This is a genomic window from Streptomyces sp. NBC_00299, from assembly GCF_036173045.1.
Lineage (GTDB): Bacteria > Actinomycetota > Actinomycetes > Streptomycetales > Streptomycetaceae > Streptomyces > Streptomyces machairae.
Genome location: NZ_CP108039.1, coordinates 765,670 through 777,976, shown reverse-complemented (window position 1 = coordinate 777,976; position 12,307 = coordinate 765,670). Strand labels below are relative to the sequence as shown.

The window sequence follows — 12,307 nt, the reverse complement described above, 5'->3', positions numbered from 1 at the left end:
CGGCATGACCCACTCCACCTCGGGACTGTGCACACGGAGCCGCAGAGCCAAAGCGGCCACGGCGGCGGCCTGCCTGGCGGTGCTGGCCGCCCTCGCCGGCTGCGGCACGGACGAGGTACCCGCCCGGCCGTCTTCGGACCGGGCGCAGGCCACGCAAAGCCCCGGCCCGTCCGCCGACCGCAGCTCTCCGGCGCCGTCCCCCTCGCCGTCGAGCGCACCGGACACCCTGACGGAACTGGCAGAGCGCCCCTGCCTCGCCCTCGACGACGAGGACACCGGACCCGGCAAGCTCTACGTCGTCTTCGAGGGAACCGAGAAGCAGTACAAGGACGCCCCCAAGTCCTGCCAATGGGGAGCACAGGGCGGACTGGTGGACTTCACTCCCCACCCCGAGGCCGACCTGACGAAGGACAAGAGGTACCGGGACCTCACACCGAGGACGATTGCTGGTCGTCGTGCCCTGCTCGGCACTCCCAGCCGTCACTCGGAGGGGTCGTGCATCGCGTTCGTCTCGGCCGGCAACGGTCAGTCGTTCCAGCTCACCGTCGTACCGTTCGGCGAGGGCGCCCCCGGCCCCGACGCACCCACCCTGGCCACGAACTTCGCCAAGGCGATTCTCGCCCACCTGAAGTGACGTCGGACGCAGCCACCTCAGCGCGCGGGCAGCTTCGCGGCAGCCGAGGTCGCGAGGTCCGTGGCCATCGCGCACAGGTCGTCCACGGTCCGCCGCCCACGGGTGTCCACGCGCAGCATCTCGGCGTACGTATCGGCGTTCCGGCCGCCGTACTCGCGGTACTTCACGAACACCGTGCAGCTGTCGTTGCCGTCCTCCTTGTCGTCCTCCTTCCGCACGACGGCGTCGTGGCCGCCGAGCCGGACCGGGTCACCGTCCGCCGAGGTCTTGGGCTGATCCCGGTGGAAGGCGATCTCCGCCCCCAGATCGTCGACGTCGCTGAACCACTCGCAGTCCCAGTTCGCGACACCGACCTCCGGGGCGCCGGCCTCGATGCCGGGGACGACGGACAGTGCCTCGGCGTCGAGCAGCTCGCAGGCGTTCGCCCAGGCCAAGGAGACTGCCGGGTAGCCCTGGGAACGGCGGGGGACCGGGCCCCGGCCGAGGACCTCGGCCGCGCTGCGGGCGGCCGAGTCGGCGACCGTGCACAAGGTGGCGGCACCGCCGACCACCGAGCCCTCCTCCTCGTTGGCGCGGACGCCGAGCAGGACACCGTCGGCATCGGCGGGGGCGCCGGCGGGAGCGTCGTCCGGCGGGAGCAGCAGGCGCCCGCACTCGTCGCTCTCCGGCTGCTCCTCCATGATGCCGATCCGGCCGACGGTGCGCGTGGGGCGTGCCGTCTCCGGGGGTGTGCCCCGGCGCAGGTAGACCGTCACGTCGATACGGCTCTCGTCGTCGGGGTACAGATGCAGCTCGCAGCGGTCGAAGTTGCCGTAGTCCACGTCCACTTCGGTCCTGCCGAACCGGCCGAGGGCGGCGGGGTCGCTCAGAGCGCACAGGTCGGCGGTGTGGGGATCGCCGACCAGGGACTGCCGTGCGGTGGCCGTGGCCCCGTCCGCGGGCAGGCCGTTGGCGGCACCGCGGGTGTCGACACTGCCGTCGGAGCCGCCGGGAGCGAGGGCAACTCCGAGGGCCAGCGCGGCGGCGACACCGACGGCCGCGCCGAGCAGCGTGCGTCGTCGCCGCGGGCGTCCGGAGCGCCGGTCGGCCGACGGGGTGTCCGAGACGGTCCCCGCGACCGCCGCCAGGAGACGCTCGACCTCGCTCGCGCCGGGCCGCTGCCGCGGATCACGCCGGAGCATCGCGGTCAGCGCGGGATACAGCGGTCCCACGGCGTCGGCGTCCACGTCGACGACGCCCTGCTCGGCCTTCCAGTACGTCAGGCGTTCGGCGTCCTCCCCGTCTTCCCCTTCCTCCGCGGGCTCCCCACCGCGCGGAGGCGAACCGGTGACGAGCGCGTGGAGGGTGGCCGCCAGGCAGAACATGTCCGAAGCCGGCCGGGGAACGTTGCCCCGGGCCAGCTCGGGGGCGGCGTAGTCCGGGGTGAAGCTGAAGGGGCCGTTGGCCGTGATGGTCTCGGTGCCGCCGACCCGGTGGGCGGCACCGAAGTCCAGCAACTTCGCATCCCCGTGCCGGGTGAGGCCGACGTTGGCCGGCTTGACGTCGCAGTGGACGATGCCCGCCCCGTGCAGGGCGGCGAGCGCGTCGGCGAGCTGGGCACCGACACGGGCCGCCCGCTGCGGTGACATCCGCGGCAGCCGGTCCAGGCCGCCGCCGGGCACGTACTCCATGACGAACCAGTACGTCTCGGGCCCGTCGTCGCCCGCAGGCACGATCACGACGTCGAACAGGGTTACCACGTGCGGGTGGTCGCGGAACTTGGCCATGGCGCGCGGTTCGCCGAGCAGCCGCCGCACCGCGGTCTCGCGGTCGCCCTCGATACGCTCCGGTTTCAGCGCGACGTCCTGGCCGACCAGCCTGTCGTGGGCCCGCCACACTTCGCCGCCGCGCCCTGCGCCGATGACCTCCTTGAGGACATAGCGACCGGCGAACTCCTCTCCGGAACGCACGGATCCCCCCTCACCCCGGTTCACGACGCGCACGGTCACGTGGCTGCGCAGCGCGCCTGCGACCAAACCTACGGCGTGAGGGGGCAGTTACTCGGGGTATCCCTCGAGTCTTCATGGGGCGCACTCATCTTGAGCGGCACGACGGATCATCGTGTCCGACGGGACGATGACGCGCTGCGGGCGGGCATCCGGGAGCCCGCCCGCGAGGCGCGTCGCCTCAAAGGCTTCAGGTGCGTCGCCTCAGGACGCGTCCACCACCGTGCCCTTCACCACCGGCGCACCGGGCACCGGTTCCCCCTCGTCGTCGGCCAACTGGAAGCGCACCGACTCGGCCGGCTCGGCCACCGTGTCCTTGACCGTCGGCACCGTCAGCTCCGTGCTCGTGGCGGCCGTCGGGACGGACACCCACAGATTGAGGTCGTCCACCGCGGACAGCGGGCGCGCCGGATCCGGAGCCGCGCCGGAGGTCTCCTGGAGCCACTCGGGATCGACGTCCTTGGTGGACAGCACGGCACCTTCGGTGACAGGCACCAGGGCGAACACGCCGCCCACCTCGACATCGGCCGCCGCGGACAGCGTCACCCGCCACTTCAACGGCTTCCCCTCGGTCACCCGGTCCGCGACCGGCTTCACCTCGATCGTGGGCAACGGGTCGTCGTTCTCCGCGGTGACCCCGCCCAGGTGCGAGCCGACCACAGCCGTACGGACCGCCTTGACGAAGACGTTGTGCGGCAGGTCGTAGCTGTAGCGGGTGTTGCCCCGGATCTTCACCGGTACGTCGATGTCCTGCGCACCCGGCCGCACCGTCACCAGCCGGTCCGTGGCCCTGCCCGTGACAGGGTCGACGACGAACAGCCGTACCTGCCCGCTGCCGCTCCCCGACACCCGCACCGGCACCCGGTACGTCCGTTCGCCCGAGTTCCCCTCCTTCACGGTCAGCCGTTTGACGTCGACCCGGGGCAACGCAGCCTCCCGCACCTCCGGCGTGCCCGGCTGCCACCCCCAGGCGTCCATCAGCCACGCCCGCCCGGACCTCGTACGCGGCGTCAGTTCCAGGGACTTGACGTGCCTCAGGTCGAGCGCCGCCGCGTCATCGGCGCCGATCGGCACCCGCACCTCGCGCGCCCAGTACGACGCCGTCCGCTCCGACCCCGGCAGCCCGTCGACCTTGACCTGGCCGAGGGTCCGGTGCCGCCCGGCGCTGTCGGTGACCGAGACGTCCAGCTGAGTCCCGGTGGTGTTCGGCGGCACGATCACACGCAGCGCCAACGCCTTCGCACCCGTCAGGGACACCGGCCGCTCCGGACGTACCCGTACGGCCGCCCCCGCCGAGGACCAGCGCAGCGCGACCGCGCGGCGGCCGGGCTCGCGGTCGGTCTCCCACCGCGCGAAGTGCGGGGAGCCGCCGGCCGTCTCCGACGACAGGCACGCGGTGGCCGTGGCGGGATGCACGGCCGAGCACAGCCGGCCGCCCCCTCCGCTCACCGTCACCTTGCCGTCGGGCAGGAAACCGGCGCCCCGCCGACCGCCCACGGCATGGGTGAGGACGCGCGCCGGGTCGGCCGAGGGCGCGCGGCGGCCCGAGCCGTCGAGCAGCGGGCGTACCCGGTCGTCCTTGGCGACGAACAGCCGCGCCGCCGCCGCGATGTAGGTGGCGCCCGCCTTGTGCTGCTGATCGGCGGTCAGCCGGGTGCGGGTGCCGGGGGCGCAGACCGGGTCGGGCTGCTCCTCGTCGTTCCAGAAGTCGTCGTCGGCGGGCGCCTGGGCCTGGCCCGGTGTCCACTCGCTGTTGAAGTAGTTGTGGTTGGCGCCGACCATGTACACCGCGCTGTGCAGCGCGGTCCCGCGGCTGACCCGGCGGGTGCCGTCGACGAACACCTCGCCCTGCAGATCGGAGACATCGCCGTCACAGCCCGGCAGGATCGTCATCGACGGGACGTCCGGAACCGGGTTCTGCCCGAAGATCGTCGGGCCGATGAGGACCGTGCCGCGGATGTGCCAGCGCACCGGGCCGCGATAGCCGTCCTGGTTCGCGGGCGGCGGGTAAAGGCTGTCCATCGCCGCCCGGTTGACGCCCTCGCCGCCCCGCGAGTGCCCGACGAGCAGCACACGGGACAGATCGGCCGCGGGCATCTGCCGTACCGGCGCGGGGGCCGTGGCCGGGTGGGCGGACCAGTCGGCCCAGCGGGCGAGATGCTGCCGTACGAGCGAGGAACGGGCCTGCGCGCCGCCGTCCTCTGCGCTCCAGTCCTGGCCGTTGATGCCGTTGGCGGAGATCGACACGGTCACATAGCCCTGGGAGGCCAGGAGCCGCTGGTCGCGCAGATAGCCCCGGTGACTCGGCACCGGCTCGGCGCCGGCGGCACAGGGCCAGTCGCCGCTGATCTCACCCTGCGGTGTGTAGCAGGTGGAGTGGCGGCCGTGCAGGAACAGGGCGAGCGGACGACGGCCCTCGGCACCCTTGGGCGCCACCACCACGGCCCGCATCTCGACCGGCTCGGCGTATCCGGGAAGCCGTACCGGGTCGAGGTCGTACTCGCCCGTGACGGTCCGGTACGTGCCCGGTTTGCCGGGGTCGACCTGGTTCGCCGGCTGCCGCGGCGGGACGGTCACCGCCGAGCGAGCGCTGCCGGTGGTCGGGTCGGGCGCGTCCAACCGGCGGCCCGCGGCCCGTACTTCCAGGTCCCGCACGGAGTCCAGCCGGACCCCGTCGAGGCCGAGCCGGAACGAACGCCCGTCCTTGGCCGGAGCCGGACGGCCGAGCAGCCGGTCACCTGAGTAGAACTCGACGCGGGCATCGCCCATCGGCACCCGCTCGTCGGACCGCCACACCAGCTTCCGCGCGAGCCCGTCACCGGTGATGCTCCAGTCGTCCGGCAGGCCCGCACCACCGCCATCGCCACCGCCACCGCCACCGTCGGCGTCGGTCGAGTGCGCAAGCGGCCTTGCCTCGGACGCCGGTTGAGCCTGAGCCCACCCTGGCGACGCCCCCACCACCGTGAGTACCGCCAAGGCGGTGACCCATATTCGCCGGGCACGAATCACGTGCCCCTCCTTCCGTTCGCACCGGGACGGCCCCGGGCCCTTCACCTGGGAAGGACGGAAGGTGGTACTTGTGCGTTGCCTGTGACGGGAGGGAAGCCTGGTCGCTCGCAAGCCCAACTACGGTGGCCGCAGCCGGAGATGGCCACGTGAACGAGGGAACTCAGGCGCGGCGGCGAGGAGAACCGTCGGCAGCCCCCGCGCCGGGCCCGCTGTGGGGGAGCGGGGAGGGCGGGTCAGGTCCGGGTCAGGTCCAGGCGCGGTAGGGCTCGTCGATCAGCTGGAACACCGGCTCGCTGCGGACCGGGTCCTTCGCCGTGGACAGCCGCACCCGGTCTCCGCTGTGAATGCCGATCGGCGGGCCGATGACCCTGCCGCGCACGACGAACCCCTCGGCCATCTCTATGAGGGACACATTGCGTGCCGCGGGGGTGTTGCGGTGGACCACCGTGGAGTGCCGGACGGTCCCCACCCCCTCGCTGCGCTCGGTCCGCAGGTCACTGCCCTGACAGACCGGACACAGCAGCCGGTGGTACATGGCCGTACCGCACCAGGTGCAGCGCTGGAAGACGATGGCGTCCCTGTCGGGGGCCGCGGGTTCGAGTACGCCGGCACCGGAACCGCCGGTCTGGCGAGCAACGCTTCCTGAGTGGTGGTACACGCTGGTCAACTCCCTGCGCTCGGCCGGAATCCCACGTGCGCGGGTCACCCGTGCACGGACGTGCCCGGTTCACCGTGCCACCGTGCACGGCCTCAGCGTATGGCACTGAGTGCCACTCGTAAAGGCACTGCGTACCCTGAATTATTCGCCGGGGCCGAGCGCGCGCATCATGCGCCCGGGTCGAGCGTCCGAACTATGTGCCCGGCCCCAGCGCCGTCTCGATCTCCTGAACGACCCGCCACAGCGGGGCCCCGCGCCGGGATACGACGACCACCACGTCCTCGGCCGGTTCGTCACCCCCCGGTTCGTGACCGTGGGGTTCGTGCCCGTGCGGTTCGTGACCGTCCGGGCGCGAGGCGGGGCCGGTACCGAAGGCCGACTGCACATATCCCAGGGCGTGGTCCACCTCGGCGCTCGCGTCGCCCTGGCCGTCGGAGCGCAGCCAGGACCGCAGCGCGTTGTTGTGGGCCGCGACCACCGCGGCGGCGATCACGTCGGCCTGGAGCGTCCCGTCGCGCCGGCCGGCGAAACGCTCACGCAGGTACTCGGCCAGCTGCCGCTCGTAGCGCCACACCACGGACAGCTCGTACGCCCGCAGTCCGGGCACGCTCTTGGTCAGGCGGTAGCGCTGTACCGAGAAGGTCGGGTTCTCCGCGTACATGCGCAGCACCAGCCGGGCGGCGTCGCTCACCCGGCGCACCGGCTCGTGCTCATCGCCGCTCGCCGCCAGGAAGGCCGTCATGTCGGCCAGGCACCGCTCGTGGTCGGGGAAGACCACGTCCTCCTTGGACGGGAAGTAACGGAAGAACGACCGTCGCCCGACGCCCGCGAGCGTCACGATGTCGTCGACGGTCGTCTGCTCGTAGCCCCGCTCCAGAAAAAGCTGGAATGCCGCCGCGACGAGGGCGTCCCGCATGGGGGGCTTGGCGGCCGTGGCCTCCGCCCTCTCGCCCTTTTCCGCCCGCTCGGCCTTCTCGCCGCGGCCGGATGCCGCACTGCTGGAGCTCATGGACGGGAACGTAGCACCTGAGCTGGATGGATGGCACTCAGTGCAGCGGGATGGGGGAACTGAGTGCTGTCCCCGGGGGCTGGCCCTGATGAGGTCCGGGCAGCCGCTCAGCCAGCGCCAACACCGTCGGTTGATCGTATTGATCGAAAATGATCGATACGATTGTGGGCGTAGAGTGAGCGCCTCGGGATCACGCTCCGCGTGGCCCGCGGGATCGTTCGACCGGCCTCGCCCCAGGGGGAACCATGCGACTGCACGTCGACCAGCGCCACGAGCGGGTGCTCGAAATCGTCCGGGAGCGGGGCAGCCTCCGCGTCGCCGAACTCGCCGCCGAACTCGGCGTCTCCGCCGTCACCCTGCGGCGCGACGTCGAAGCGCTCGCTGCACAGGGCCGGGTGCAACGGCTGCACGGCGCGGTCGTGTGGCCGGGGGACACGGCCGCCGAAGTGCGCGAACGGCCGGCGGGCGCCGAGGGCGCGGTGATCGGAATGATCGTCCCGACCACGAACTACATCTTCGCCGACATCGTGCGCGGCGCCCGGGGAGCGGTCGCGGCCCAGGGCGGCCGGCTCGTGCTGGGGGTGTCCGGCTACGTCGACGCCGAGGACTCGGTGCAGGCCGACCACCTCCTCTCGGGCGGCGCGGAGGGACTGCTCGTCGCACCCAGCTGGTTCGGCGGCGTGCCCGAGAACGGTCAGGAGAAGTGGCTGCTGGAGCACGACGTTCCCGCCGTCCTGGTCGAACGCCTGGCCCCGCCCGGAAACCCCGCCGCCGTGCTCGACCGGGTGCGCACCGACCGGGCCCACGGCGCCGCGGTCGCCGTGGGTCACTTCGCGAGACTCGGACACCGCAGGATCACCGCCGTTCTGCAGGAGGGCCCGCACGCCAACCAGATCACCGCCGGCTACCAGGCGGCCGTGCAGGCCCTGGGCCTCGACGTGGACAAGGGCGCCGCCCCGACCGTGCGGGAACACGGGGACTACGAGGCGAGCGTCGACTATCTCGTCGAAGCGGTGAAGAAGCGTCGCGTCACCGCTGCGCTGGTGCACAGCGACGAGGACGCGATCGTGCTGGTGCCACGGCTCCAGGCATGCGGCATCCGGGTCCCGGACGACCTGGCGCTGATCGCGTACGAGGACGAGGTCGCCGGTCTCTCCGACGTACCGCTCACCGCTGTCGCGCCACCCACGCGCTCCGTGGGGGAGCTGGCCGCCAAGCTGCTGCTGGAGCGCCTCGCCGAGCGTCGCAGCGGGCAGCAGCCGGGGCCGCGTCAACACCTGGACCTGCTCCCGGAGTTGAGGGTCCGCTCGTCCTGTGGTGGTGAATCGATCGCCGGATGAGCGAATGGCGATCGTATTGATTGTTTCGCGCGAACGCTCTTGACTCTGATCGTGTGTGCACAAAAGATGTCCTGCGACCGCCTCTGCCCGTACGAGGTCACGTAGGAGACGTGCCATGACGCGCACTTCACGTTCGTCCCGCACCACCCGTTCGTCTCGCATCACACGTTCGTTCCGTACGACCGCCGCACTCGCCGCCGTCACCGCGCTCGGCCTGCTCGCCACCGCCTGCGGCGGCAGCGGCGACGGCGACTCGACCGGCACCGACGCGGGCGGCAAGCCCGTCACGCTCACCTACTGGACCTGGACACTCGGGGCCAAGTCGACCGTGGAGGCGTTCAACGCAACGCACAAGGACATCAAGGTCGAGTTCACCGAGATACCGAGCGGCACCGAGGGCTACAGCAAGCTCGTCAACTCGGTGAAGGCCGGCAATGCACCCGATGTGGCCACGATCGAGTACCAGATGGTCCCCGAGTTCGCCAGCCAGGGCAACCTGATCGATTTGACCGAGCACGCCGGTGAAACGGTCAAGACGAAATTCCCGCAGCCCATCCAGGACCTGGTGACCTTCGGCGGCAAGACCTGGACCGTGCCGTACGACGCCGCGCCACAGCTGTACTACTACCGCACCGACCTGTTCAAGAAGTACGGCATCGAAGTCCCCAAGACCTGGGACGAGTTCAAGACGGCCGCCGAGAAGGTCAGGCAGAAGGACAAGAACGTACGGCTCGCCTCCATGCCGAAGAGCGACCCCGCGCTGCTGGCCGCGCTGGCCTGGCAGGCAGGCGGGAAGTGGTTCGACACCGAGGGTGACGCCTGGAAGCCCGCCGTCGACGACCCGGCGAGCAACAAGGTCGCCGCCTACTGGGACGGCTTGATCAAGGACGACCTCGTGCAGTCCTTCACCGCCTACAGTCCCGAGGAGACCAAGGCCCGTACCTCCGGCAAGACCCTCTCCTTCCTGGGCGCCTCCTGGTCCGCGGGCGGCATGCAGACCGCCATGCCCGACCAGAAGGGCAAGTGGGCCGCCGCGCCCATGCCCAACTGGGGCACCGCCGCCAGCGGCAACTACGGCGGCACCTCTTACGGCGTCCTCAAGGGCAGCGAACACGCCGACGCCGCCGCCGAGTTCATCACCTGGCTCACCACGAACAAGGCCGGCGTTCAAGCCAGGCTCGCCGACCTCGACTCACCCAGCAGCGCCCTGCCGGCCAACCCCGAGATGCGCGAAGTGGCCGCGGCCAAGTTCGACACCGCCTACCTGAACGGCCAGGACCTCTACGCCCTCGCCTCCGAGCAGGTCGACACCATCGTCCCCGGTTGGACCTGGGGCCCGAACCAGATGGACGTCTACACGGCCATCCAGGACGAGACCGCCAAGTCCGGCTTCACGCGCGGCATCGAGGCGGGGCAGCAGAAGGCGGAGTCGGGCATCGCCGAACGGGGCCTGAAGCTCGCGCAGTAGTGGTGCGGGGTGGGGCGGCGGGGCCGTTCGGTGGTGCGATTCGGTCGTGCGATTCGGTCGTGCGGATTGGTCGTGCGGATAGGGATCGTGCGGATCGGGGCGCCTCGCCGCCCAGGGAATCAACGGCCCGCCGACAACCACCCCCTCCAACCACCCCCTCCAACTTCGCCCCCAGCCCCTGCACCCCCTCCACCGGCCTTTCCCGCCCCACCCACCAAGGAGCCGCAGTGGCCCCATCCCTGGCCCGCACCACCAGCCAGCCGGCCAAGAGCCGCCGCACCTCGTCCCCCTCGTCCCGACCCGGTGCCCGGCTCCCGGCCCAGCCCCCGAACACGAGCGTCTCGCCTCTCCTGCGCAGCCAACGGCGTACGGCAGCCCTGCTCATCACGCCGTTCTTCGCCCTGTTCGCCGTGGTCATGGCGGCGCCCATCGGCTACGCCGTGTGGATGAGCCTGTTCCAGGAGCGCTCCTCAGGGCTCGGCTTCGGCGGCACCGAGCGGGTGTTTGCCGGCTTCGGCAACTACACCAAGGCCCTGGCCGACACCGGCTTCCGCGCATCCTTCGCACACATCGCGCTCTACTGCGCCCTCTACATCCCGGTGATGATCGGCGGCTCCCTCGCCCTGGCCCTCCTGGTCGACTCGGCCCTCGCCCGCGCCAAGCGGTTCTTCCAACTCGCCCTGTTCCTGCCGCACGCGATCCCCGGACTGATCGCTTCGATCATCTGGATCTATCTGTACACGCCGGGACTGAGCCCGGTGCTCGAATGGATCGGCGCGCTCGGCGGCTCCTGGGACTTCTACGCCAACGATCATGTTCTGGCGTCGCTGGTCAATCTGAGCGCCTGGCAGTGGATGGGCTACAACATGGTCATCTTCTACGCCGCCCTGCAGGCCGTTCCGCGCGAAGTGATCGAAGCGGCCGTCGTGGACGGTGCCGGCGCACTGCGCACCGCGCTGCAGATCAAGGTCCCGATGATCGCCTCGGCGATCGTCATGACCGTTCTATTCACCTGCGTCGGAGCGATCCAGATCTTCACCGAGCCGAAGCTCCTCAACCAGCGCGGTGCGCCCTCGATCGACACCGAGTGGTCCCCGACCCTGTTCATCTGGAAGGCCGGATTCGTGCAGCACGAATACGGCATGGCCGCCGCCGCGTCCCTGCTGCTGGCCGCCCTCGGCGTCGTCCTCTCCTACCTCGTCACCCGGATCGGCAACCGGTGGAAGGCGGCCACGTCATGAGCACCCTCACCCACGACACCACGCCCACCGCCGAGCCCTCCGCCACGCCCCGGCCCACCACGGCCGCGCGCCGCCGCCGCACCACCCCGAACACCCTGCTGTCCAAGGGCGTCGTCAACGGCCTGCTGATCGTCGCCGCCGGCTACACCCTTATGCCCGTCACCTGGCTGCTGTTCGCCGCAACCAAGGACCACCGCGATCTCTTCGCCACATCCGGGTTCGCCTTCGGCGACTTCAACCTCCTCGCCAACCTGCACCAGGTGCTCACCTTCAACGACGGCATCTACCTGCGCTGGTTCGGTAACAGCGTGCTCTACTCCGTCGTCGGCTCGGCCGCCTCCACATTCATTTGCGTCGCCACCGGCTACGCCTTCGACAAGTACGACTTCCGGGGCAAGGAGAAACTGTTCGGCCTGGTCCTCGGCGGCGTCCTGGTCCCCACCACGGTCATCCAGCTGCCGATGTATCTCCTCGCCACCAAGGCGGGCGTCGTCAACACCTACTGGGCGCTGCTGCTGCCCGCCCTGGTCAACCCGTTCGGCGTCTACCTCGCCCGTGTCTTCTCCGAGGGCTACGTCCCGAACGAGATCCTGGAAGCGGCCCGCGTCGACGGCGCCGGCGAACTGCGCACCTTCGCCCGCATCGCCCTGCCCATGCTGGCACCGGGCTTCATGACGATCTTCCTGTTCTCGTTCACCGCAAGCTGGAACAACTTCTTCGGCGCCCTCGTCATGCTCAACGACGAGCAGCTCTACCCGGTCAACCTGGGCCTGTTCATGTGGAACAGCGTCACCCAGCAGCAGCCCGAGTTCTACTCGCTCGTCATCACGGGTTCGCTCGTCGCGGTCGTCCCGCTGATCGTCGCCTTCGTCTGCCTGCAGCGCTTCTGGCGTTCCGGCCTGACCGCGGGCGCGGTGAAGTGACGACGCCCTCCGCCACGCCCGCCCCGGAAGGAACCCTCCT

9 protein-coding genes are annotated in these 12,307 nt (G+C 70.8%); 5 read left to right on the top strand and 4 right to left on the bottom strand.

Features of this window, described 5'->3' with window-relative positions; translation table 11 throughout:
* The first annotated feature begins 4 nt into the window (after positions 1-4).
* The gene (locus tag OHT51_RS03595) at positions 5-634 is read left to right on the top strand and encodes a DUF3558 family protein (RefSeq protein WP_328877403.1); all 630 of its coding nucleotides are present in this window, start codon (positions 5-7) and stop codon (positions 632-634) included.
* 17 nt (positions 635-651) lie between these two features.
* Here the strand turns inward: OHT51_RS03595 and OHT51_RS03590 are convergent, their stop codons facing one another.
* The 4 genes from OHT51_RS03590 to OHT51_RS03575 all read right to left on the bottom strand — a co-directional run bounded on the left by OHT51_RS03590 (position 652) and on the right by OHT51_RS03575 (position 7,202).
* Positions 652-2,583, bottom strand: a complete 1,932-nt coding sequence (locus OHT51_RS03590; RefSeq protein ID WP_328877402.1) for a serine/threonine-protein kinase — start codon at positions 2,581-2,583, stop codon at positions 652-654.
* 240 nt (positions 2,584-2,823) lie between these two features.
* Entirely contained in the window at positions 2,824-5,628 is a 2,805-nt protein-coding gene (locus OHT51_RS03585) for an alpha/beta hydrolase family protein (protein WP_328877401.1), read from the bottom strand.
* 244 nt (positions 5,629-5,872) lie between these two features.
* Positions 5,873-6,286 (bottom strand): Zn-ribbon domain-containing OB-fold protein, encoded by a 414-nt coding sequence (locus OHT51_RS03580; RefSeq protein WP_328884229.1) that lies wholly within the window; start codon positions 6,284-6,286, stop codon positions 5,873-5,875.
* Between the two features lie 193 nt (positions 6,287-6,479).
* Positions 6,480-7,202 (bottom strand): TetR family transcriptional regulator, encoded by a 723-nt coding sequence (locus tag OHT51_RS03575; protein ID WP_443052694.1) that lies wholly within the window; start codon positions 7,200-7,202, stop codon positions 6,480-6,482.
* 338 nt (positions 7,203-7,540) lie between these two features.
* Here OHT51_RS03575 and OHT51_RS03570 point away from each other — a divergent pair, with 338 nt between their 5' ends.
* The 4 genes from OHT51_RS03570 to OHT51_RS03555 all read left to right on the top strand — a co-directional run bounded on the left by OHT51_RS03570 (position 7,541) and on the right by OHT51_RS03555 (position 12,267).
* On the top strand, positions 7,541-8,635 hold the full coding sequence (locus OHT51_RS03570) for a substrate-binding domain-containing protein (protein ID WP_328877399.1): 1,095 nt from the start codon (positions 7,541-7,543) through the stop codon (positions 8,633-8,635).
* 115 nt (positions 8,636-8,750) lie between these two features.
* The gene (locus OHT51_RS03565; RefSeq protein ID WP_328877398.1) at positions 8,751-10,103 is read left to right on the top strand and encodes an ABC transporter substrate-binding protein; all 1,353 of its coding nucleotides are present in this window, start codon (positions 8,751-8,753) and stop codon (positions 10,101-10,103) included.
* Positions 10,104-10,519: 416 nt separating this feature from the next.
* Positions 10,520-11,344, top strand: a complete 825-nt coding sequence (locus OHT51_RS03560; protein ID WP_443052693.1) for a carbohydrate ABC transporter permease — start codon at positions 10,520-10,522, stop codon at positions 11,342-11,344.
* Complete coding sequence (locus tag OHT51_RS03555) at positions 11,341-12,267, top strand: carbohydrate ABC transporter permease (RefSeq protein WP_328877396.1); 927 nt, start codon at positions 11,341-11,343, stop codon at positions 12,265-12,267. The genes OHT51_RS03560 and OHT51_RS03555 overlap by 4 nt, the downstream gene beginning before the upstream one ends.
* The last annotated feature ends 40 nt before the right edge of the window (positions 12,268-12,307 follow it).